The sequence below is a fragment of the Acidobacteriota bacterium genome, from assembly GCA_016716905.1.
In the GTDB taxonomy this organism is placed as follows: domain Bacteria; phylum Acidobacteriota; class Vicinamibacteria; order Vicinamibacterales; family SCN-69-37; genus SYFT01.
Map to the genome: position 1 here is coordinate 1,683,206 of JADJUS010000022.1, position 22,816 is coordinate 1,706,021.

General features: G+C 64.6%; 24 protein-coding genes and 1 tRNA gene. 17 read left to right on the forward strand and 8 right to left on the reverse strand.

What is annotated here, in order from left to right; genetic code table 11:
- Nucleotides 1-88: 88 nt before the first annotated feature.
- From IPL75_23335 to IPL75_23375, 9 genes are all read left to right on the forward strand, one after another.
- Complete coding sequence (locus IPL75_23335) at nt 89-961, forward strand: arsenite methyltransferase (GenBank protein ID MBK9243126.1); 873 nt, start codon at nt 89-91, stop codon at nt 959-961.
- 214 nt (nt 962-1,175) lie between these two features.
- Nucleotides 1,176-2,648, forward strand: a complete 1,473-nt coding sequence (locus IPL75_23340; protein MBK9243127.1) for a glutamate--tRNA ligase — start codon at nt 1,176-1,178, stop codon at nt 2,646-2,648.
- 14 nt (nt 2,649-2,662) lie between these two features.
- On the forward strand, nt 2,663-3,277 hold the full coding sequence (locus tag IPL75_23345; GenBank protein ID MBK9243128.1) for a DNA-3-methyladenine glycosylase 2 family protein: 615 nt from the start codon (nt 2,663-2,665) through the stop codon (nt 3,275-3,277).
- Nucleotides 3,278-3,283: 6 nt separating this feature from the next.
- Nucleotides 3,284-4,642, forward strand: coding sequence for a HAMP domain-containing histidine kinase (locus tag IPL75_23350; GenBank protein ID MBK9243129.1), 1,359 nt, complete (start codon nt 3,284-3,286; stop codon nt 4,640-4,642).
- Nucleotides 4,643-4,661: 19 nt separating this feature from the next.
- Nucleotides 4,662-5,912 (forward strand): DUF2157 domain-containing protein, encoded by a 1,251-nt coding sequence (locus IPL75_23355; protein MBK9243130.1) that lies wholly within the window; start codon nt 4,662-4,664, stop codon nt 5,910-5,912.
- Nucleotides 5,913-6,016: 104 nt separating this feature from the next.
- Complete coding sequence (locus tag IPL75_23360; GenBank protein ID MBK9243131.1) at nt 6,017-7,576, forward strand: GMC family oxidoreductase N-terminal domain-containing protein; 1,560 nt, start codon at nt 6,017-6,019, stop codon at nt 7,574-7,576.
- Between the two features lie 153 nt (nt 7,577-7,729).
- Nucleotides 7,730-8,206 (forward strand): hypothetical protein, encoded by a 477-nt coding sequence (locus IPL75_23365; GenBank protein MBK9243132.1) that lies wholly within the window; start codon nt 7,730-7,732, stop codon nt 8,204-8,206.
- Nucleotides 8,203-8,619 (forward strand): PIN domain-containing protein, encoded by a 417-nt coding sequence (locus IPL75_23370; protein MBK9243133.1) that lies wholly within the window; start codon nt 8,203-8,205, stop codon nt 8,617-8,619. Before IPL75_23365 ends, IPL75_23370 begins: the two co-directional genes overlap by 4 nt.
- 88 nt (nt 8,620-8,707) lie before the next feature.
- Nucleotides 8,708-8,781, forward strand: a tRNA-Gln gene (locus tag IPL75_23375).
- A 90-nt stretch (nt 8,782-8,871) separates the two neighbouring features.
- Here the strand turns inward: IPL75_23375 and IPL75_23380 are convergent.
- The 5 genes from IPL75_23380 to IPL75_23400 all read right to left on the reverse strand — a co-directional run bounded on the left by IPL75_23380 (nt 8,872) and on the right by IPL75_23400 (nt 11,312).
- On the reverse strand, nt 8,872-9,387 hold the full coding sequence (locus IPL75_23380) for an LEA type 2 family protein (protein MBK9243134.1): 516 nt from the start codon (nt 9,385-9,387) through the stop codon (nt 8,872-8,874).
- A 12-nt stretch (nt 9,388-9,399) separates the two neighbouring features.
- Nucleotides 9,400-10,044, reverse strand: coding sequence for a lytic transglycosylase domain-containing protein (locus IPL75_23385; protein ID MBK9243135.1), 645 nt, complete (start codon nt 10,042-10,044; stop codon nt 9,400-9,402).
- Between the two features lie 63 nt (nt 10,045-10,107).
- Nucleotides 10,108-10,590, reverse strand: a complete 483-nt coding sequence (locus tag IPL75_23390) for a VOC family protein (GenBank protein MBK9243136.1) — start codon at nt 10,588-10,590, stop codon at nt 10,108-10,110.
- A 21-nt stretch (nt 10,591-10,611) separates the two neighbouring features.
- On the reverse strand, nt 10,612-10,815 hold the full coding sequence (locus tag IPL75_23395; protein ID MBK9243137.1) for a helix-turn-helix transcriptional regulator: 204 nt from the start codon (nt 10,813-10,815) through the stop codon (nt 10,612-10,614).
- The gene (locus IPL75_23400; GenBank protein MBK9243138.1) at nt 10,815-11,312 is read right to left on the reverse strand and encodes a hypothetical protein; all 498 of its coding nucleotides are present in this window, start codon (nt 11,310-11,312) and stop codon (nt 10,815-10,817) included. The genes IPL75_23395 and IPL75_23400 overlap by 1 nt, the downstream gene beginning before the upstream one ends.
- A 143-nt stretch (nt 11,313-11,455) precedes the next feature.
- Here IPL75_23400 and IPL75_23405 point away from each other — a divergent pair, with 143 nt between their 5' ends.
- The 8 genes from IPL75_23405 to IPL75_23440 all read left to right on the forward strand — a co-directional run bounded on the left by IPL75_23405 (nt 11,456) and on the right by IPL75_23440 (nt 18,282).
- The gene (locus tag IPL75_23405) at nt 11,456-11,875 is read left to right on the forward strand and encodes a hypothetical protein (GenBank protein ID MBK9243139.1); all 420 of its coding nucleotides are present in this window, start codon (nt 11,456-11,458) and stop codon (nt 11,873-11,875) included.
- A gap of 132 nt (nt 11,876-12,007) precedes the next feature.
- Nucleotides 12,008-12,640, forward strand: coding sequence for a CDP-alcohol phosphatidyltransferase family protein (locus IPL75_23410; protein MBK9243140.1), 633 nt, complete (start codon nt 12,008-12,010; stop codon nt 12,638-12,640).
- A 97-nt stretch (nt 12,641-12,737) separates the two neighbouring features.
- Nucleotides 12,738-14,129 (forward strand): L,D-transpeptidase family protein, encoded by a 1,392-nt coding sequence (locus IPL75_23415; protein MBK9243141.1) that lies wholly within the window; start codon nt 12,738-12,740, stop codon nt 14,127-14,129.
- Between the two features lie 189 nt (nt 14,130-14,318).
- Nucleotides 14,319-14,921, forward strand: coding sequence for a murein L,D-transpeptidase catalytic domain family protein (locus IPL75_23420; GenBank protein ID MBK9243142.1), 603 nt, complete (start codon nt 14,319-14,321; stop codon nt 14,919-14,921).
- 47 nt (nt 14,922-14,968) lie between these two features.
- Complete coding sequence (locus tag IPL75_23425) at nt 14,969-15,604, forward strand: methyltransferase domain-containing protein (GenBank protein MBK9243143.1); 636 nt, start codon at nt 14,969-14,971, stop codon at nt 15,602-15,604.
- Entirely contained in the window at nt 15,601-16,167 is a 567-nt protein-coding gene (locus tag IPL75_23430; protein MBK9243144.1) for an alpha/beta hydrolase, read from the forward strand. The genes IPL75_23425 and IPL75_23430 overlap by 4 nt, the downstream gene beginning before the upstream one ends.
- Complete coding sequence (locus IPL75_23435; GenBank protein MBK9243145.1) at nt 16,164-17,687, forward strand: DUF2271 domain-containing protein; 1,524 nt, start codon at nt 16,164-16,166, stop codon at nt 17,685-17,687. Before IPL75_23430 ends, IPL75_23435 begins: the two co-directional genes overlap by 4 nt.
- A 61-nt stretch (nt 17,688-17,748) precedes the next feature.
- Nucleotides 17,749-18,282, forward strand: coding sequence for a PepSY-associated TM helix domain-containing protein (locus tag IPL75_23440; protein ID MBK9243146.1), 534 nt, complete (start codon nt 17,749-17,751; stop codon nt 18,280-18,282).
- Nucleotides 18,283-18,535: 253 nt separating this feature from the next.
- On the opposite strand, the gene IPL75_23445 is transcribed toward IPL75_23440, so the two are convergent.
- The 3 genes from IPL75_23445 to IPL75_23455 are packed head-to-tail and all read right to left on the reverse strand — an operon-like array spanning nt 18,536 to nt 22,812.
- Nucleotides 18,536-19,225: a VIT family protein gene (locus IPL75_23445; protein ID MBK9243147.1), complete on the reverse strand. Its 690-nt coding sequence runs from the start codon at nt 19,223-19,225 to the stop codon at nt 18,536-18,538.
- Nucleotides 19,226-19,240: 15 nt separating this feature from the next.
- Nucleotides 19,241-20,446 (reverse strand): HlyD family efflux transporter periplasmic adaptor subunit, encoded by a 1,206-nt coding sequence (locus tag IPL75_23450; GenBank protein MBK9243148.1) that lies wholly within the window; start codon nt 20,444-20,446, stop codon nt 19,241-19,243.
- A gap of 2 nt (nt 20,447-20,448) precedes the next feature.
- Entirely contained in the window at nt 20,449-22,812 is a 2,364-nt protein-coding gene (locus tag IPL75_23455; protein ID MBK9243149.1) for an FtsX-like permease family protein, read from the reverse strand.
- Nucleotides 22,813-22,816 lie beyond the last annotated feature (4 nt).

Consider the following 22,816-nt stretch of genomic DNA (forward strand, 5'->3'; position numbering starts at 1 on the left):
ATACCCAGGGCCACCCCATTCAATCCCTCAATCCCCCAGATTAGCCATCCGATCCCCCAATCAGAAATTGTCAATTGATAGGCACCACATGACCCCCAATCCCGATCCTCAATCCTCAATCCTCAACCCTCAATCTCTTGATCCACTGACTTCCTCAGTACAAGCGCGTTATGGCAAAATCGCGCGCTCCGTCACCGAGGGCGGCACGCAAGCGTGCTGCGGCCCCACCGAATGCGGCTGCGGCGATCCGATCAGCGGCAACCTCTACGACGCGTCTCAGACAGCCGGCCTCCCGGCGCACGCCGTGGTTGCGTCGCTTGGGTGCGGCAACCCCACCGCCCTTGCCACGTTGAACGAGGGCGATGTGGTCCTCGACCTCGGCTCGGGGGGCGGCATCGACGTGCTGCTGTCCGCCAAACGCGTCGGTCCCACCGGCAAGGCCTACGGCCTCGACATGACCGACGACATGCTGGCCCTCGCGCGCGAAAATCAGCGCAAGGCCGGCGCGACAAACGTCGAGTTCCTCAAGGGCCACATCGAGCACATCCCGCTCCCCGACAACTCGGTGGACGTCATCATCTCCAACTGCGTCATCAACCTCTCGGGCGACAAAGACAAAGTCCTCGCCGAGGCGTTCCGCGTGCTGAAGCCAGGCGGTCGCTTCGCCGTCTCCGACGTCGTCAGCCGCAGACGCGACGTGCCCGCCGAAATCCGGCGAAGCGTGGAGCTGTGGATCGGCTGCGTAGCCGGAGCGCTCCATGAAGACGACTTCAAGGCGAAGCTCACCAACGCCGGGTTCGAGCACGTGGACATCGAAATCGTCCGCGAGTACCGTGCCGCCGATGCCCGTCAGTTCCTGAGCGACGCTGGTCTGGACGCCGACACGATCGCGCCCCTGGTTGACGGCGCCTTCGGCAGCGCCTTCGTGCGCGCATCAAAACCGGCATCACCGCGGCCTTGAGACCCAGGCCGCGCTACGAGATGCGTGCGGCCAGCGTGCGCTAACGCAGGATCACAAGAGACGCAGAGGCACAGAGGCACTTTGGTTTTGAGCCTCTAAAGAAAGACCGGACTCGGCGTCTCTGCGCCTCCCTGTGATCCGTCGTGATCCGGAGGTTTGCCTCCCTGTCTCGGCGCCCTCCTGTGATCCGTCGTGGCCGTGACAGAATCTCCTGATGCCGCCCCGCGTTCGCTTCGCCCCGTCCCCGACGGGATACCTGCACGTGGGCGGCGCCCGGACGGCGCTTTTTAACTGGCTCTACGCCCGTCGGCACGGCGGCACATTCATCCTGCGTATCGAAGATACCGACGTGGAGCGCTCCTCGGCCGACATGATCAGCGGCATCCTGAGCAGCATGACGTGGCTCGGGCTCACGTGGGACGAGGGCCCCGGAGTGGGCGGCCCGCACGCACCGTACTTCCAGACCGAACGCCTCGACAAGTACCGCGCGGCGGCGTCGCGCCTTTTTGAATCCGGCGCCGCGTACTACTGCTACTGCCGTCCTGAAGATCTTGCAGCGAAGCGCGCTGCGGCCGAAGCCGCAGGCTCAGCGTGGACCTACGATCGCGCGTGCCACGCGCTGTCGCGCGACGAAGTGGCTGCGCGCGAAGCGGCCAGCCAGCCACGAGCCGTCAGATTCCTCGTGCCCCCCGGCGTCACCACCTTCACAGATCTCGTGCGCGGCCATATTGAATTCGCCCGCGAACACATCGAAGACTTCGTGATCCTCCGCTCCGACGGCTACCCGACCTACCATCTTTCGGTCGTGGTAGACGACGTGGAGATGGAGATTACGCAGGTGGTGCGGGGAGACGACCACATCTCGAACACACCGAAACAGGTGTTGTTGTACGAGGCGATGGGCGCCCCTGTCCCCGACTTCGCGCATGTGCCGCTCATCCTCGGCCCCGACAAAAAGCGCCTGAGCAAACGCCACGGCGCAACGTCGGTGGGAGAGTACGAAACGCAGGACTATCTCCCAGAAGCGATGATCAACTTCCTGGCGCTGCTCGGCTGGTCGCCTGGCGGGAATCAGGAAGTGTTCTCGCGCGAAGAGCTCATCGAGCGCTTCACGCTCGATGGCATCAGCGGCGGCAACGCCGTGTTCAACTCCGAGAAACTCGACTGGTTCAACCAGCAGCACATCATGCGGCTGGCCCCAGACGACATCCTGCGCCGCCTCAGGCCGGCCATCAGCGCCGCCGGCCTTTGGCGCGATTCGTTCCTTGACGAGGCCGGCGCGGCTATAGCCACGCCCTACGGAATGCCTTGGATCACTCGCGTCATCGATCTGTTGAAGCCGCGCGCGCGGAAGCTACATGACATCGTTCCGGCCCTGGCGCCGTTTGTCGCCGATTCCGTCGTGTATGACGAAGCCGCCGTGACCAAGCACCTCAAGGGCGATGGTGTCGCCGCACACCTGGCCGCATGGCTAAAGGTGGTGGAAAGCCTTCCCAGTCTCGAGCCTGCCGCCACCGAGGCCGCCCTTCGGGCCCTGGCGGCGGAGCGAGGCATCAAGCCCGGCGTGCTGATTCACGCCACACGCGTGGCGGTGGTGGGCCAGGCCGTCAGCCCAGGATTGTTCGAAGTGCTGGAGCTGGTGGGGCGAGATCGCGTGGCTGAAAGACTCCGAGCGTACGCGTCGTAAAGCACTCAGCCACTGTGACCAACACGGATCCTCGCGCCACCTTCGAACGGGCCCGCCGTACGCTTATGGCGCGCGACCCACGGTTGGCCGAGGTTATTCGGCGAACCGGGCGACTTCGTCCCGACTTCGAACCACGCGATCCGCTGGCGGCTCTCGTGCGTGCGCTTGTCTCGCAGCAACTGTCAACAAAAGCCGCGGCCACCATTCATGGCCGCGTGATCGGGCTGCTGCCGTCGCTCTCGGCCACACACCTGCTAAAGGTGAGTCCCGCTGATTTGCGTGCGGCCGGGTTGAGTGGACAGAAGGTGGCGTACCTCAAAGACCTCGCGGCGCATGTGGCCGACGGCCGGCTCGATCTCCATTGTCTTCGCGACAAGACAGACGAAGAGGTGATTGAGGCGATTGTGGCAGTCAAGGGATTCGGCGTCTGGTCGGCCCAGATGTTCCTGATGTTCTGCCTGCACCGTCCCGACGTCCTCCCCACCGGCGACCTCGGCATCGTCAAGGGCATGCAACGCGTGCTTGGGATGAAGAACCGCCCCGCGGAAAGAACGATGCAGCGCGCCGCTGAACCGTGGAGACCGTATCGGTCGATCGCGTGTTGGTATGTCTGGCGCAGTCTGGAATAGGTCTTTATGCTCATCCGCCGATTAATCCTGATCAGCCTGCTGCTGGCTCTCGCGTTTGCGGCCGCGGCGTCGTGGGGAATTGAGCGCGTGCGTGCTCGCGACCGCGTAGTTGCGATCGAAAGATATGCGGCGTCGTTCGCGACTGAATTGGTGCGTGCCAGGTGTGAGGCCAATCCCAATTGGTTTCTGGCAGGTCCGCGGGAAGCTGCGCCCACAGCCGCGATACTCGCGTTGCCTGATGGTGATGTGCTGGCGCACCGGCCTGATGCGACGCCAAGGCCGGTGGAGTTTTTTGCGTACGACATCGAGTACGTCGGACAAAGTACGGCCGCGCCGAGGTTGCCGGTGTCGATACGCTCCGCCCTGCGTGGGGGTGATACCGCAGTGACGGAGCCCTTCAAGAGCGACGAAGGCACCGGTGTGCAAACGGTATTTTCCACAGGCTGGAGCGGTCCGTGTGCCGTGTTGTTCTTCCGAATGCACCCGCCTCCCGGACAACTCGCCGAACACGCGCGCATCTTCGGATTCCTGGCAACGGGCGCGTTTCTGGTACTGATGGTCGTCGGCTGGCCGCTCGAACGCCGGATCCGTACGGTTGGCGCGAGGATGCGCGAGTCCGCGCGTACCGAATACCGCGAACCGGCTGCTGTGAGTGGGCGGGATGAACTGAGCGGCCTCGGGTTTGCGTTCAACGAAGCGACAGTGGACCTTCGCCGGCTGCAAACCGATGTGCGCGATCGTGAAGCAGACCTGCGGCGCTTTGTCGCCTACGTGGCGAACGAAGCGGACGAGCCCATGCGGGCCGCACTCGCCACCGGCGACATCGCGCAGGTCACCGAGGTGGCGCTGCACCTCAGCAACCTGGTGACGGGCGCGAGGTTCCGCGACCCAGGCGATCGTGTGCAGGGCACCGCTGATGTGTCTGCGGCCGCGCAGGTGGCTGCGCGCGAATTCGAACCCGCCATTCACCGTCGGGGTGTGCGCCTCGACGTCACCAAGCTCGACTCGGGCATCGTCCTCACCGGCGACCCCGCGTTTCTGACTCAGGCCGTGCGCAACCTGCTCTCGAATGCGCTGCTCCGGGTCGGCGAGGGCGGACGCATCACACTTGATGTGGAGCGAGCCGCCGGCGTGTGGACGCTTCGCGTCACCGATACGGGCACGGAAATTCTGCCCGCCGAGCTTCGCGGTTTGAACGCGGTGCGAAGATTCCGCGGTGACGAAGGCCGCGGTGCCGGCCTGCGCGGCGACATCGGTCTGAGCCTCGCCGTGGTCCACGAAGTGTGCCACCGCTTCGGCCTCACGCTGACCTTCCGCCGTTCCGCCGCTGGCGGCCTCGAAGTGGAGATGGCCGGCAAGTTGTAGCCCGTGTTAACGTCTGACGATGCGGCGTCCCGAGTGGCTGACGCGCGAAGCCGAGCGCTGGGAAACTGATGGCGTCATCACTCCGGCGCAGCGTCAAGCCATCCTCGATCGCTATCCCTCACATGACGAACAACTGACATCGCGCACGCTGGTGTGGCTGGCCTGGCTCGTCGCGGGTTTTGGTTTCATCCTGCTGGTGACGTGGAACTGGGCCACGATCGACGTCCGCCTCAAGCTTGGCGGTACGATCGCGGTTGCGCTCGCGCTGTTTGTGTCCGCGTGGCAAGCGTCGCGGCGCGGTCAGGATCGTCGCACCGAGTTGTTCGCATTCGCCGGCGCGCTTGCGGCCGGCGCGGTTTCGGCGGCGGTGGCCGAATGGCTCAACCTGCCACGGACGAATTCGATGCCGCTGCTCTTCTGGGCGCTCGCCATTGCGGTGACCGCCCTGGCCACGGCATCGCCCATCACCACGGCACTTGGCGCCGGTGTGCTCGCGTTCTGGGCGATGACCGAGACAGGTCGGCCACCGGCACCGTGGGCGTTCATGTTTGTGTTTCCGTTCCTCGCCGTGGCGGCGGAGCGGCGCACCAATCCGTATTCAGGCGGCGTGCTCACCCTCGCGTTTGGCACGTGGGTGGTTCTGATTGGTCTCGATACCTGGAAGGCATCGTCTATTCCAGGAGTGATGCTGCTTGCCGCGGGCGGCGCACTTGATGTGTGGGCACATTTGCCGCACGGACGCCGGCCCGCATTCGCAAGGGCGACGCCCGCGCTGGGATTGGTCATTGCGGGTCTCACATTCCAGGGCGTCGCCGCGCTCCAGGGTGGTGCACCGCCGATGTTATGGGGCGACCCGGCCATCGTCGTCCCCGGCGCAACGTTGCTGGTCGCGTTGACGATGGTGTCGTTGTGGCCGTCGAGTGCGCAGAAGGCCGCTCGCGGACGCCCACTGATGTTTGGCGGCCTCGTCGTGTTGTGGATGGTGCTTGGTCTGGTCGCGGGCGGCCGAACGCCTCCGCCGGCGTGGTGGCCGTGGGTGTGGATTGCGCTGCCGAGCGTGGCTCTGGTCGTACTGGCGGTGAGTGCCATACGCGAGGGTGCAGACAGGCGAGACCGCGGGCTGTTCGCCGTTGGCGTGGCCGCGATGATTGCCCTGGTCGTGATGCAGTTCACCGACGAGGCGAACCAGTTCGGGCGGTCGGCGGTCGTCCTGTTTACGGCGGCCGGTGTCCTGTTCTGGGCAAGCCGCACTCTGCGCCCGGCAAAATAATCACGTCGGGTGTCTTTTTTGGCGAAAAAGACACCCGACGTCTTTTATTGTGCAGGGGCATGCCAACAGCACGTACACGTCGGGATTTTCTGCGGGACTCACTGATGATCGCCGGCGCCTCGGCCTTGATCCCGCGCGCGGTCAGGGGAGACGACGAGTTTGACTATGTCGTGATCGGCGCAGGGTCCAGTGGGTGCGTGGTTGTCAATCGATTGAGCGCCGACCCGCAGACGCGTGTGTTGTTGCTCGAGGCGGGTGGTCCGGATACGAATCCGCTGATCCCGCTGATCGGCCAGTGGACGTCGCTCAGCGGATCAGACGTCGATTGGAATTACTCCACAGAACCGGAACCTGGTCTTGGTGGCCGATCGATCAAGTGGCCGCGCGGAAAGACCTACGGCGGATCGAGCGCGATTGGCGCCGCCGCGTACGTGCGCGGACATCAGCTCGATTTTGATGGGTGGGCTGCGGAGGCGGGTCCGGCCTGGTCGTATCGCGAGGTGCTGCCGTATTTCCGGAAGTCGGAAGACAACGTGCGCGGTGCGTCGCCGTATCACGGCGCCGGCGGCGAGATGGCCGTGGCCGACACCACCGATCCTCATGCGGGCCACCTCGCGTTTCTCGAGGCCGCGCTCGAGCTGGGGTTTGCCGCCGATCCCCAGTGGGACTTCAATGGAGCGCAACAGGAAAACGGCGCGGGGTTCTATCAGAAGAACCTGCGCGACGGCCGGCGTCATTCCGCTGCCGCAGGTTTCCTCACACCGATCCTCAGTCGGCCCAATCTCACGGTTCGACCACAGTCGCACGTGCGACGTCTGCTGTTCAGCGGCAACCGCGTCACCGGAGTCGAGTACCTCCGCGGTGGTGGAGTAGGCGCGAAGCCGGTGGTGGAGCGCGTCAATGTTCGTCGCGAAGTGATTGTGTCGGCCGGCGTGATTGAGTCGCCGAAGATCCTGATGCTCTCGGGCATTGGGCCAGCGGATCACTTGCGGTCGCACGGCATCGCAGTGGTGCGCGACCTGTCCGGTGTGGGCGCGAACCTGCACGACCATCCGCGTATCGGATTCCGGTGGTCGGGCCTCACAACGCTGCCGGGGTCATCGGTGTCGGCGGGGTTGCTAACGCACTCGGTGCGCGGCGCGAATCCTGGCGCACCCGACTTGCAGTTCTACGTAGGACGCGGACTCAGCGCGCCCGATCCGGCGATCGCGTTTTCAGTCACGTTGTGCCGGCCGCATAGTCGAGGTTCGATCTCCCTGCGTTCCGACGATCCTCTGGCCGCGCCCATCATTCGCGCCGGGTACTTCACCGACGCGCGCGACATGGACGCTGCGCTCGAAGCCGTCCGCCTCGCTCGAGCCATCGCGTCGTCTCGCGCCTACACCCGCCTGAAGGGCGCTGCGGCCGACCCACTCGACACGGAAACGACGCCGGACCAGGTCCGCGCGTTTGTCCGGCGGACGTGTTCAACCATTTACCACCCCGGCGGCACGTGTCGCATGGGCCGGGGAGCCGATGCGGTGGTAGACCCGCACCTTAAGGTCCACGGCATCGAGGGCCTGCGCGTGGCCGATGCGTCCATCATGCCAACGGTCGTTAACGCCCAAACCAACGCCGCTTGCTGGATGATCGGCGAGCGCGCCGCTCAGGAACTGGGGAGCTGAGGAACTGAGGAACTGGGGAAGTTAGGAACTGGGGAGCTGGGAACTGACGGGCGTTTCGTAGCGCGGCCTGGTTCTCAAGGCCGCGGCACTTAGTTTTCCTAAATGACCAACTTTAACTTGAAATATAGCATTTTCTAAGTTATCTTAGAAATAATGCCAAGAGACATCAAAGTCGCAGACGAGGTCTGGATCGCGACCGCCCTGCTTTCGCGGGAGCAGCCAACTCGCGGGGAGTTTTCCCTCAAGGAAATCGAGCACCGGTTGCGCCAGGAAAACCTCGCCGGAGGGGTCAGGGCCGGCGTGTATCCGCACATTTCGGTGCATTGCGTGGCCAATGTGCCGCCCAATCCAGGGCGGTATCGAATGCTCGTCTCAACGGGTCCCTCGAAGCGTCGTCTATTCCGCGAAGGGGATCCGGCGCATCCGCGTCGCGATGGATCGAAGACGCATCCGCGCCGCGACGACATTCCGGCCGGCTATCACGAGCTGATTGACTGGTATGAACACGAGTGGTCGGCTCGCGTCGCGCAGGTCGATCCGCTGCTCGCGCTCTTTGGCCGCGGGCGCGCGCTCTGGGGTGGGGAAGCGGTGGACGCGTTCATCCAGGGCCTGCGAGGGCCCGAGTCATGACGCGCATCTTCTGGGACACGCATCTGTTCCTCTACCTCTTCCAGGGAGGAACGTCTGCGAATGACGTGAAGCGGCTGCGAGAGCGGATGCTGGCGCGCGGGGACAAGTTGTTCACGTCGAGCGTCACGATGGGCGAGGTTCTGGTGCGGCCGGTCGCGGCCGGTGCAGGCGTGGCCGACGTCTACGAGACCGCGATCGCGCGCGCCGCGACAATCCTGCCCTTTGACGCCACGGCAGCGCGGCACTACGCGGCGTTGCGCGCGGACCGCTCGATGGCCGCCACGGACGCGATGCAACTGTCCTGCGCCGCGGCCGCGGGCATCGACATGTTCATCACAAATGACGACCGGCTCTCGGGCAAGGTTGTGCCGGGTGTGAAATTCATCACGTCGCTTTCAAGGGCGTTTTTGTGACAGAACGACCACCACACCCCTGGCGCTTGCCCAGCCCCGGCTGGTACTGGTAACTTTGGAAGGTTCTCACCGACTGCGGGCTCATTGCTGGGACGTCGTTCAACGGTAGGACAGCAGACTCTGACTCTGCTTATTGGGGTTCGAATCCCTGCGTCCCAGCCAACTCATTCAACCTTCGGTTTCCTTCGTTGGCTGTGACGCCGATTGAGGCCCTGCGCGACTCGCGTCGCTCCGGGCCCGAATCCCTGCCTCTCAGCGAGGCGGCCGGATCTCGCCTGTCAGCAGGTCCATGGGGCCGAATGTTGGCGTGCCGAACTGGCGGGCATCCACACCCACGGTTCCATTGAGGCGATAGGCCAGAGGGTCTCCTGCCACCGCTCGGCGAATGGCGTTCGCCAAACCGGGGATATCCGCAAAGCTGACGCGCAGGTCGAGCGGAATCACCTCGCTCCCGCTGGCAATCAGCGGCAGCCCAAGAGGAAAATCTGCTTCAGCGGCGCGACTGCCTTCAAGGAACAGCGACCCACGCAGCGTGGTCAGGGTCAAGCCAAAGGCATTTGGGTTCCGCACGCGAGTCCACAGCCGAATCGCCGCGCCACCAAGCGGAGCATCAGAACTCGGCCCCACCAGACGAATCTCCGCACGACGGTCATCAACTTCAGAAAACTGCGGTGCCTGCACCAGAGCCGCCAGGCGCTCAAGCGTGGCGCACGCACCCGACCCCGCGAGCATGATCGCGACGATGCCGGAAAAAACTGTAGCCCTCATTTCGTCACCACTCTAATCCGGCGTCAACTCGCTCTGCGCGATGTGATCGAGGATCGCCTTGACGTAGCGCTGCGTCTCCTTGAACGGAGGAATTCCGCCGTAGCGTTCAACCGCGCCGGGCCCCGCGTTATAGCTGGCCAACGCGAGCGCAACGTCGCCGTGCTGATCCGCGATGAGCGCGCTCAGGTACCGCGCACCGGCCATGATGTTCTCGCGCGGATCAAAGACATTGGCGACGCCCATGTCCGCCGCGAGCGCCGGCATGAGTTGCATCAGGCCCTGCGCGCCGGCGCTTGAGACCGCGCGCGGATCAAAGCTCGACTCGGCCCGAATCACGGCGCGAATCAACGCGGGCGCCAGCGTGAAGCGCATCGCCGCTTCATGGATCAGCCCTTCGAAAGGGGATTCGGGCAGCAGTCGGAACGTCGCTGAGGTGCTGACCATGCCGTTCGGCGGCGTCACCACGGCCTGCATGATGGCCTCCGGGGCGATCAGCAATGGCCCGGCGACCGGCACTTTGACGGCACTCGGCGCGACCAACGCGGTGCCCGCCAGCAGCATCGAGCGCAGGCGGCGCCGATGCCGCCCTTTTCGGCGTCGCTTCTCTGGATGGTGCGGGTGTGGGTGGTGCGGCTTAACTCGGTCCCGACGCCTCATGACCCCATGGTGCCCGGTCCTGCCGGCTCAGCGCTGACCCGAATGGCACACTGTCGTCGACCGTCAGCCCCGGCGCGCGGCCTCGATGGTGGCAATGTCGATCTTCCCCATCGTCATCATCGCTGCGAAAACGCGCTTGGCCTCGGCGCCACCAGCCGAGAGTGCCTCCGTCAGCGCACGCGGGGTGATCTGCCACGACAGGCCCCAGCGGTCTTTGCACCAGCCGCATTGGCTCTCCTTGCCGCCATTGCCGACAATCGCGTCCCAATAGCGATCCGTCTCTTCCTGAGTGTCCGTCAGAATCTGGAAGGAAAACGCCTCGCTGTGTTTGAAGTCCGGACCGCCGTTGAGACCAAGACACGGAATGCCCACTACGGTGAACTCCACCGTCAGTACATCGCCCGTCTTTCCGCTCGGGTAATCCCCCGGCGCTTTGTGCACAGCCGTTACCGCGCTATCCGGGAAGGTCGCGGCGTAAAAGCGCGCGGCGTCATGTGCGTCCTTGTCGAACCAGAGGCAGATCGTGTTTTTCGGCTTCACAGTCATGATGCGCAATCCTCTCACCAGTCACGGTTCCGCGTCGATCAGGTCGCCCGGCTTGCAATCGAGCGCCTCGCAGAGTTTCCCAAGAGTCTCAAACCGCACGCCCTTCACCTTCCCCGTGCGAAGCAGCGAAAGATTCGCCTCCGTGATGCCGATGCGCTCCGCCAGATCCTTCGCGCGCATCTTGCGGCGCGCCAGCATCACGTCGAGCGTGACGATGATGCGCATCAGACGATCTCGTCGTTCTCGGCCTTGATCGCGGCGGCCGCCGTGGCAAACGCAGTGCCCACCATCGCGAGCAGGGCGCCGAACAACAGCAGGCTCACGTCGAACGTGTTGTACGAAAGAAGAACGAGCCAATTCCCCAGGAACGCGGCCTGGACCGCCGGTGCACCGACCACCTTCACGAGAATGGCGGCCAGCGCGAAATAGCCCACGCGCTTGAAGCTGGTGGTAGCGAGGGCCGACAGAAACTGCCCACGTTCGTATTCCACGAGCACTCTTCGGAGCGCAAACATCGCGAAAGCCATCAGCACGGCCGGAATCGCTTGAGCCACTCGCAAGACCAGCGCCTGCGCCGTCGTCATTGGGCCAACGTGGCTCATGCTGCCGGTGGCGATGAGATACAACGCGCCGATGAGGGGAAGCCCGATGGCGGCGATCAGGATCGGAATGGTGGCTTCCACGAACATCCGGGTGGTCTTGGTGGACTGAGGTCGGGACATAAGGGCTCCGTGGATCAGGGGCTGGTCAGACATTAAGTTGCTCCAGTGCAATGATTAATTATCGTACTACAATAATATTGTCAACTTCGGAGTCCGATTGGCAACCTGCGCCGCTGTGGGGCAGACTCATCGCGAGGTCCACAATGGTCAGAGTCTGTCGCGGTGTGCTGATGCTCGTCGTCGCGCTGAATGCGGCGAGCTGCAATCGATTCGACCGCACCCAGGTGCCGGTGGTGACTGTGGGCAAAGGCCTGCGTCCGGAGATTTCCTGGCTGCCGTCTCCCGCGTACACGCTGACCGTGTATGAAGGCCCGAAAGACGGCGACGGATTCGGGGCGGCCTGGTCCGCCAGTGGTTCCGGCGGTTACGCGAATCTGCTCAATTCGCCCCTGACCTATGGCGTACCGCCAGCCAACTCCGAGGTCGCCGCCGCGCCCCCGTTGCAGGAAGGGAAGACCTATACGGTCGTGATAGTCCGGAAAGATGAAAAGGGCAGCGGCGAGGGATTCACCAACACCCGAAATCGTTACGCCGGGACGCTCACATTTGTGGCCTCGAAGTAGCATCCCTTTTCGCCGATTTCTGCCACCCACTTGCGGTATGCTCTGGCGCGAGTCCGGGCACAACCCACAGGATCCTCTCGAAGTGAACACCACTCCTGCCGGCCACGTTCACGAACCGTTCGCAGAGGAACCATGGCCAACACTCTTCCAGGCATCACCATTGCCAACTACATCGGCCTGAGCCGAATACTGTTGTGGACACCGCTTGCCACAGCCTTTGTCCTCCTGCAACGCTGGGACGGCGCCTTCTTCGCCATCCTGATGGCGGGCATCAGCGACATGGCCGATGGTTTCGTCGCGCGCCGTCAGAACACCATTTCGAACTTCGGAGCGTTCCTGGACCTGACCGCCGACAAGGTCTTCGTCACGGCCATGCTCGTGTGTCTCAACTACCAGGGGTTGGTGCCCCTGTGGGCCGTGTTGATCATCCTGTTGCGCGAATTTTTTGTTATGGGCCTGCGGTGTTATGCCGCTGCCGAACACGTGTCGATTCCCGTAGACCGGATCGGACGCTCCAAGTGTTTCTTCACGTTCGCGGCCATCCTGGCGATCGTCCTCAACCTCCCGCTCGCGCCGCAGCTGCTGCTGGTGGCGTGTGCGCTCACCGTGGTTTCTGGCGCGATGTATTTCTATCGGGCGCGGCCGCTCCTGCTGAAGTACCTCCGCTATTCAATCGGTGATGCCCCCGCGCGCGTTGTTGTGGCCCCACTGATGTCGTTGCCGTTCGACCCCGTCGGCGCAGTGAAGGCCTCTTCGGCCGACTAGGGCGTGTCGAACGGAGGTCTCGGGCTTCAGCCCGGGACGCGGACCTGTGTGCGTTTGTTGACAGCCGACCAGTGCCACCGCTTCCTATGATGGGTGGGTGCCCCGTGTCCCGCTTGTTGTCGTCTCCTCGGTCCTGGCGCTTGCCACCGCGTCAGCCACCATGCTCGCCGGTTGCGGTCGCGCCCAGAAGCCGGATCCAGTGGCGGTCGCACTCGGCGCCATCATCGCCGGAAAGCCCTCTCAGGTCGTCCCCGCGGAGCAGCCCGCCAAGGCAGAGGTCTGGGACGACGTGCATGAGTTCTATCGGTTGCGCGAAGGGAAACCCGCGTGGGTCACGGATGAGCCCACGTCGAAGGCCAACGACGCGCTTCACACACTGCAGTCTGCGCGCGAACACGGACTGGACCCAGCCAACTACGGCGCGGCAAAAATCGCGCAGATGCGGGATGCGCTTTCGACCGGTGGAAAAGGCGACGCCAGCCGCGACGGGCAACTGGCTGAGTTCGAAGCCCGCGTCACCACCGCGCTGCTCTCGCTGGGTCGCGATGTCGCCGTGGGCCGAACGAAGCCGAAGGTGGCCTCATGGAAAGCACGCCGCGTGGCGCCCGACCTCGCCGGCACACTCAACACTGCCGCAGGTGACGTCTCGGCATGGCTCGCGACAGTTCAGCCTGTGCATCCCGAGCCCTCAGGCGTGATCGATGCCGCGACGCGGGCTGCGATGAAGGTGTCGATCGATGATCGCATTCATCAGGTTGCAACGAATCTCGAACGCTGGCGCTGGATGCCTGATGACCTTGGGGCGCAGCACCTGATGGTGAACATTCCCTCGTACCTGCTGATGGCACGCGAGAACGGCAAGACCATCAAAGACATCCGGGTGGTTGTGGGCAAGCCCGGCAACGAGACGCCGGTCTTCAGTGGCCTCATGGAGACGGTGGTCTTCAGTCCCTACTGGAACATCCCCGACAGCATCGTGCAGGGCGAGACGGCACCCGCCGTGGCAAAGGACCCCAAGTACCTCGCGCGCAACAACATGGAGATCCTCCGCGTGTCGGCCTCAGGCCCCACGCTGGTCAACCCCTCCGACGTGAATTGGGACGACCCGGAGGAGCTTCGGCAGCTTGCGTTCAGGCAGCGGCCTGGCTCGACCAACGCCCTGGGTCACGTCAAATTCCTGTTCCCCAATCCGCACAACGTGTACTTGCACGACACCCCGGCGGACGCGCTCTTCGCCCGCACAGGACGCGCCTTCAGCCATGGGTGCATCAGGGTGGAAGAACCCGAGGAACTGGCCAAGTACGTGCTGAGGTCGGACGCTGACTGGACAACACCGAAGATCCTGATGGCCATGAACTCAGGTATTGAAAACCACGTAAGGCTGAATTCGACGATTCCCGTGCATATCGTCTATTTCACGGCGTGGGTCGACGCGAAGAAAGGACTCCACTTCAAGTCTGACGTCTACGGATACGACCGCAGGCACTGAATCGACCGGAGGAAGTGAATCGACCGGAAATGGTATACTGCCCCTGCGTGTACGGCAGATGCTCTGTCGATCGCGCACCCCTACAATCCGGGAGTTGCCATGCCGCCGAGCTACGACGTCGGTTCACGTGTGCCATTCTTGCGCGCCTTCCTTATCGCAGCCGCGATTGTCGTCGTGCCGCTGGGCACTATGCGCGCGGAGGCAGAACCACCGGCTGAAGGCCCGATTCGTGCCGAAGTCTTTGAGCTGGCGTGGAGTGCCGCGTCGTGCGCGGTCCGGGCCGGCGCGACGCAGCCAACCACACTGACCGTGATCGACTACTCGAAGCCCTCAACTGAAAAGCGGCTCTGGGTCTTCGACATGCAGACGCGCGCGCTCCTGTACGAAGAACTGGTCGCGCACGGGCAAGGCACCGGCGACAACTATGCGACCGCCTTCTCCAACACGCCGGAGACACACCGGTCCAGCCTCGGTCTCTTTGTCACTGACGAGACCTATGTCGGCAAGAACGGCTATTCACTGCGCCTCAACGGCCTCGATCAGGGCTTCAACGATCGGGCGCGTGAACGAGCGATCGTGATACACGGCGCGCCGTACGTGAGCGAGGCGTTTGCCGGCGCGCAGGGACGCCTCGGGCGCAGTTGGGGATGCCCGGCGCTCCGCGAGTCCATCGCGCGCGAGGTCATTGACCGGGTGAAGGGCGGCGGTCTGTTGTTCGCGTATTATCCCGATCAACAGTGGCTCAAGACGTCGAAGTATCTCGGCGACTGCGCGGCCGCCGCAGCCCACTGAGCGTGGGCCAGGCGCCGCCGGCGTTTTCACATGCTTCGCGCGGCCGGTTGACCGCGTACGACCTCGACCGCTTTCCCGGCCAGACACTGTTTGATCGCCTCGGCCGAGCCGTGTGCAACGCCGGCTGCCTGCCGCGCAAGGAGCTGTACGAATCCTGGGAACTGGCCCGGCGGACTCGACGCCTCTTTCGTGGCGGACGAGTGGTGGACCTGTGCGGCGGCCACGGCCTGCTGGCGCACACCCTGTTGCTCCTCGACAACTCCTCATCGTCGGCTCTCGTCGTCGACACGGCGGTGCCGCCTTCGGCCCAACAGGTGCATCAGGCCCTCATGAAAGCGTGGCCGCGTCTCGCCGGCCGCGTGACGTTCGTTGCGGCACCGATGGACTCGGTGGCCCTCGGTGAAGGCGATGTGGTGGTGTCGTGTCATGCGTGCGGTGCGCTGACGGATCAGGTGCTGAGCCTGGCCACCGCCGCACGCGCGCGTGTGGCGGTGCTGCCGTGTTGCCATGATGCAGACACGTGCGACACCGGTCCGCTGACGGGTTGGGTGGATGCAGCGATGGCGATCGACGCGATGCGCGCCGTTCGACTCGAACAGCAGGGCTATCGTGTGTGGACCCAGATTATCCCCGCCGAAATTACGCTGAAGAATCGCCTCCTGATAGGCGCGCCTCGTCCATGACGCCTGCGCCCGTCGTGAAGGCCATCCTCATCCATGGCAACGGCGGCAGCACTGCGGGCGACATCTGGCTGCCGTGGCTCGAGCGCGAACTCACCGGCTTGGGGATTGAAGTCATCAATCAGACGTTCCCCGACAACGTGAAAGCGCGCGCGCGATACTGGCTGCCGTTCATCGAATCACTCGGCGCCGACGAACACACCATCCTGATTGGCCACTCGTCGGGCGCCGTGGCGGCCATGCGGTACGCGGAGACGCACCGGTTGCTTGGGTCAGTCCTGGTGGGCGTGTGCCACACCGACCTGGGCGACGGCGGAGAAGCCGCCAGCGGATACTACAGCGCGCCGTGGCAATGGCAGCGCATACGCGACAACCAGCAGTGGATGGCCGTCTTTAATTCCATCGACGATCCGCACATCCCAATCGCCGAGGCCCGGTATGTGGCCGCGCAGCTGCGGTGCAGTTATCATGAGTTCAGCGATCGTGGGCATTTTGTGGATTCACGTGAATTTCCGGAAGTTGTGCAGCAAGTGAGGAAAGAGCTGTTGCGCGGGAGGACCGCATGAGGCGTCTTGCGGCATTGTTCGTTGTGGTCGCCGTGGCCCTTGGCGCTGTGGCGCTGCAGCCGCAAGACCGCGTCTTTATCCGGTCCTACGACCATGTGCTCGGGACTTCGCTCGACCTGAAGATTCAGGCCACCTCCGGCCGTGTCGCGGATGTTGCCGCAGACGCCGTGCTGGCCGAAATTGCCCGTCAGTCCGGCATCCTCAGTGGCTACGACCGCGCCAGTGAGTTCAGCCGGTGGATGAACACACGCGATGTCGCCGTCGGCGTCTCGCCCGAGCTGTTCGAGGTATTGCAGCACTTCGATCAGTGGCGCGCCCGTACCGACGGCGCACTCGACGCCGCGGCGGAGACGGTCTCACGCGTGTGGAAGGCCTCTGCAAGCGCGGGGCGTTTGCCGACCGATCACGAACTGGCGGACGCCGTCAGCCGCGTGCGTCAGACGCATTGGCGCCTCGACCCTGAACGTCGCACCGCCACGCGGCTGAGCGACGCGCCGCTGGTGCTGAACACCTTCACCAAGAGTTACATCGTGGACCGCGCGGCAGGTGTCGCGCTCCGTACGGCAGGCGTCCGGGGCGTGGTGGTCAACATCGGCGGGGACCTCGTCGTGCGCGGCCAGATGGACGAGCGCGTAGCCATCGCCGATCCCGCTGCGGCGTTCGACAACGCGAAACCGCTCACACATGTCGCCGTGCGCGATTTGGCCGTCGCCACAAGCGGCGGCTACAGGCGCGGGTTCGACATCAACGGCGCGCACTATTCACACATTGTCGATCCGCGCACCGGTCGCCCGACTGGCCATGTGCTCAGTGCCACCGTTGTGGCAAGGGACGCTTCAGACGCCGGCGCGCTGGCGACGGCGTTCTGCGTGTTGACGCCTGCCGAGATTGCGAAACTCTCTCGGAGTGTGGCCGGCGCTGAGTACCTCCTCGTGCTCGCGGACGGCAACCGGATCGAGAGCGCCGGCTGGCGCGAACTTGTTTCCGCGTCACCGTCGCCGCCGGTACCTTCGCCCGTCGCGGCGTTGAGTGCGGCGGAACAGGGCACCTGGAACCCGGAATTTGTCCTCACCGTCACGATCGAACTCGCTCCGCCACAGGGCAAGGGCCTGCGTCCGTACGTCGCCGTGTGGATCGAAAACGCGGCGCGGTTCCCGCTGCGCACGCTCGGCGTCTGGCACTTGTTGAAGGACCCGACCTGGGACTACAAAATGCGCGAGTGGCTTCGCGGTGACAAGCAGCGCATGGAAGCGGTGGGCACCGAACTGCTCGCGTCGGTGTCGAGCGCCACTCGCGGCCCGGGCGTTCACAAACTCGTCTGGGACGGCAAGAACAACTCGGGCCAGTTGGTGAAGGCCGGCACCTACACGGTCTTGATCGAAGCTGTCCGCGAGGGCGGCACGTATCAAATCATGCGGCAGGCGATGGACTTCACCGGCGTGCCGAAGAAGATCGATCTCGGCAGCAACGTCGAGGTGTCGTCCGCAACGCTCGACTACCACCGTGTCCCAGCAAAATAGCGGCCTGCGCACACGACGGGTCGTCGCCAGGTACGGGCGATGGCTGCATGTGTACGGTTCGATGGGCAGCTTCGCGGTCGTCTTCTTTTTCGCCGTCACCGGGCTCACGCTGAATCATCCGCAGTGGTTTTCGAGCCAGCGTCAGACCATCACTCTCAAGGGCGCACTCGACTCGTCGTGGACGAATACGACTGACGACCTCGTGAAGAAGCTTGAGGTCGTTGAGCACCTCCGCAGCGCACACGGCATCCAGGGCGCGCTGGGCGAGTTCCGGCTCGACCCTGCCGAAGCGGCGCTCACGTTCAAGTCTCCTGGATATTCCGCGGATGTGTTTCTCGATCGCGCGACCGGACGCTACGAAGTGATCGAACTTCGTATGGGATTTGTCGCCATCGCGAACGATCTGCACAAGGGCCGCGAGTCGGGCGACCTCTGGAAGATCCTCATCGACGTGTCGGCCCTCCTGCTGGTCTTCGTGTCGCTGACCGGACTGGTGCTCCTGTGGTTTCTCCACAAGCACCGTACCGCCGGCCTCCTGTCACTTCTGGCCGGCGGCGTCCTGACGTACCTGCTCTACGCCATCTGGGTGCCTTAGCCGCTCCAGCAAGAGCTTCCACCATGAAGCTCCATGAAGATCCATGAAGTGTCAGGGCAGCGTCGGAAGCCGCGGGGTTGAGGGCCCGGCTCTGCCGGGCTGCGCGATCGGAAGGACACCACAAACGAACGCACCGTTTGATGTGGGCGGTGGGTTCGTTTGTGGCGTCCTTCCGATCGTGCATGCCGCCGAAGGCGGCACTCAACCCCGCGCCCTTCATGGATCTTCATGGCCCTACATGGTGAAATAGATCTTAGACGGCCGTCCCGAATAGCGCGCCGACGCCGGCCGTGAGCGCCATCGCGATCACACCCCAGAACGCCACGCGCCAGGCGCCGACGGCCGCCGACGCACCGCCGGCTCGGGCCGCCAGCGCGCCCAGGCCCGCGAGGCTGACCAGCGAGACACCGGCCACCACCCACGACATCGTCGCCTGCGAGGCCAGGGCCGCCGTGATCAGTGGCAGGGCGGCGCCCACCGCAAACGTGCCCGCAGAGGCCAGCGCCGCCTGCAGCGGCCGCGCCGCAAACTCCTCGGAGTGGCCGAGTTCGTCGCGCACATGCGCGCGCAGGGCGTCGCCGGCCGTCAACTGCTCCGCCACGGTGCGCGCGAGTGCCGGATCGAGCCCGCGCTGGACGTAGATTCCGGTCAGTTCATCCAGTTCGGCTTCGGGCGACTCCGCCAACTCGCGCCGTTCGCGCGCCAGGTCGGCGCGCTCGGTGTCGGCCTGCGAACTGACCGACACGTACTCGCCAGCCGCCATCGAGAGCGCTCCGGCGACGAGTCCGGCGACGCCGGCAATCAGCACATCGCCGCGGGTCGCGTCAGCCGCCGCGACACCCACCACCAGGCTCGCCGTGGACACAATGCCGTCGTTGGCGCCGAGCACGGCCGCGCGCAGCCATCCAATTCGACCCGTTCGATGCTGTTCGCCATGCGCCATGACTTCACTTTACGCTCAGCGCGCGGGTCGCACCAGAATTCTCGCGCCATCCGACAATGTGTCTGGTGGATGCGCCACCACGTTGTCACTGGGTGCAACGCCGCTCAGGACTTCGGCCACCTGGCCGTTCTGATGGCCGATAGTCACGTCGGTGAGGCGGACGACATCGCCGGTGATGACATAGACGGCCCAGCCTTCACCCTTGCGGAACAGCGCGCTCGTCGGCACCTGGACCACACTATCGGCCTCCCAGATGACGATGCGGATTTCGGTGCGGAAGCCGTCGCCAAGCACCGTGGGAGCTTTGGCGGGATCGTCCACGTCCATGAGCACGTTCACGCGCTGCTCTTCGACGCCGAGCGCCGAAATTTTCATGAAGCCCGACGGCTCGACGCGACGGACGCGCGCGCTGAGCGGGCGGTCGCCGCCCCATTGCTCGAGATGGACCTTCGCGCCCGGCCGAACCTGCACGGCATCAGTTGAGAGCAGGTCCGAAACGATCTCGAGGTTCAACGGGTCGCCGATTTCGAGGAGCGGCTCGCCGGCTGGCACGGCTGACGCGCTCTCCCGAAGACGACGCAGGACGACGCCGCTGATGGGCGCCACGACGCTGAGGACGCGGCCTTCGGAATCCAGGCGATCGGGTCGCAACCGCGCGTCGGCCCGCTGCAGTTCAGACCCGGCCGTCGCGACCGAGAACGTCGCGGCACGGGCCACCTCCTCGGCGTTGCGTACCGCAGACTCGCGCGCATCCACCGCCTGTCGCGTGGTGAGTCCGCCTTTGTCCAACTCGCGCTCGCGGGCCAGGTCCCGGCGGGCCAGGTCAAGCGCGGCGATCGCCCGCTGTTCTTCGGCCCGTGCCCGGCCAAGTGCCGATTCTGCAGCTGATCGTCCGGCCTCGGCTTCGGCGCGCGTTCGCGAGTCGAGCAGGGGTGGCGCCTCTGCCTGGACCCGTGCCACCACCGTGCGGCCGGCGACCACGGGATCGCCCGGTTCCAACTCAATCCGCTGCAGCCGGCCCGACACAGGCGCCGACACGACGAAGCGATGCCGAATGCGCGTTTCACCCTCTTCGTCGATGGTCACCGACATCGGTCCGCGCGTGACGGTGGCCTGATCCACCTCGATGACTGTCGGCCGGAGCGCGACAAAAAGCAGCAGACCCACCAGGCCCAGGCCCACGGCCCACCATACGAATCTCGACCAGCGTCGCGTCTTCATCGTTACTCCCGTGACTTCAACACTGCCACCAAATCCAGTTGGTCCAGTCGTCGCCGCACCACCAGGCCCGACAAGACTGCGGCGACGGCGACCACGATCCAGGTCCAGGCGATCGTGCTCGCATTCACCACCAGCGGGATCCGATACACCTCACTGGCAAAGCTCCCGACAATCAGCCGGCTCAGGCCATAGCCGATGAGCGATCCGAGTGGCAGCGACAGTGCCGTCACCGTGCCAAGTTCGCCCAGCAGGATCATGGAGATCTCCCTCCGCGTGAAGCCGAGCACGCGCAGGCTGGCCAATTCGCGACTGCGTTCCGACAGCGAAATGCGCGCGGCGTTGTAGACCACACCAAACGCGATGATGCCGGCGAAGATGACGTTGATAAAAATCTGCAGGCTGATGTTCTCAGCCATCGTCTCGCGGAAGCTACGCCGCATCGCTTCGGTCAGGCCCACACCGGCTACGGCAGGAACAAGTTTGAGCCGGCCATCCAGTTCGCCGATGCGCGACTCGTCCACCTGCAGGTACGCGCCCGACACCAGGTCGCCTTCGCGCATCATGCGATGCAGTTCGCCCACCTCCATATACGCCTGCAGCCCCATCGCATCGTCTACCAATGCCGCCACTGGGAGTTGGGTGACGGGACGCGCGCCCTCGAGCGCTTCAACCGTTACAAGATCGCCAGGTGAGACGTTGAGCGCTTGCGCGAGCATGGACGACATCAGCAGGCCCGTGGCGGGCATGGCGTGTTCGCCGCCATCCTGGTCGATCACCCGGTTCAATGTGGCATCGCGCGGAAGGCCGGTGATCGCAAGGGTACGTTCGCGATGGCCGGCACGAATACGAACGGGGACCGTGCGCTGCGTTTCGACGCGGATCACGCCTGGCAACCGCGACAGGTCGTGAACGACCCTCGCCGATCGCGGCTCAACAAACGACAGGGTCACGTCCTGGCGCATGCGCACCTGGAACTCCGTATCCACGAGTACCGTGATGGCATCGATGAACACGAAACCCACAAACAGCACAGCGCCGGCCATGCCGATGCCGAGGATCGATGCCGCTGCGCGCAGTGGTTGACGCTCGAGGTTGCGCAACACCATTCGTGTGGTGGGCCTGAGATAGCGGCTCAGCCCCATGCGTTCGGGGAAGCTCGCGCGGTAGCGCGCGGGCGCTTCGGGGCGCATCGCCTCAGCTGGTGGGATACGAACAGCGCGCGCCACTGCCGACCAGGCACCGAGGCCCGCAGCCGTCAGGCTGATCGCCACCGCGCCCAACACGACATCGCCCGAGAGCCGGTAGTGCAGATCGGGAAAACGGAAGTACTGGTTGTAGAGACCAATCATCTCCGTGCCGAGCCATCCGCCGAGTGCCACGCCGGCAAACGCGCCGCCAACGGCGATCGCCAGCGCCCACTTGAGGTAGTGCCATGCCAGTTGCCGGTTGGAATAGCCCAGCGCTTTGAGTGCCGCAATCTGCGGTCGCTGCAGGGCGAGTGCGCGCACCATCGCCACATTCAGGACAAACGCCGCCACCGCGAGAAAGATCAACGGCACCAGGAAGCCGAACGTCTGCAGTTGTGTCAGTTCGTTCTCAAGCGTCCACGCCGAGAACTGGCGCGCGCGTGGAATGGCGCCCAGGCCGCCATAGGGTTCCAGCAGGCGATCGACGGCAGCAAGCACTTCCTCTTCACGCGCCCCTGGTGCCAATGAGAGTGACACCTGATTGAATCCACCCTCCATGTTGTAGGCCGATGCCAGCGCGCGCCGCTCCATCCAGAACACACCGAAGCGCCGATCATCAGGAATCATCTCGCCCGGCGGAATCGAATACACAAACTCGGGCGACAGCGCGATGCCGACAATGCGCAGATTTCGTCGGCGGCCGTTGATGATGGCCGCGAACTCGGCGCCGGTCTCAAACCCATGGGCGTCGCAGAACGCTTCGCTGGCCAGCACCTCATCGGCGCGTCCGGCTTCAGGCCAGCGTCCCTGTCGCAGGAACACATCGTTGAGCCTCGGCCGATGGCCAGAGGGCACAGACACCAGCATGCCGGCCGCCGGTTCGTTGAACCCCGGCACGTCGAGCGTGACACTGGCGACCACCCTGGAGTCGGCCACGTCAACGCCCGGAATGGCGCGCAGACGTTCAGTGAGTCGCTCGGGTGCGCGCTTGAGCGACACAAAGACATCGGCCAGCCGTTGGTGCTCGTAGTAGGTCTCAACGGTTCGGCGCAGTGAGTCAAAGTTCGACAGGTACGTGACGTACATCGCCACGCCGGCCGCCATCACGAGCGCGATGGCAAGCGCCTGGCTGCGCATCTCCCACAAGTCCCGCAGGAGCTTGCGGTCAAGTGCCGAGATCGGA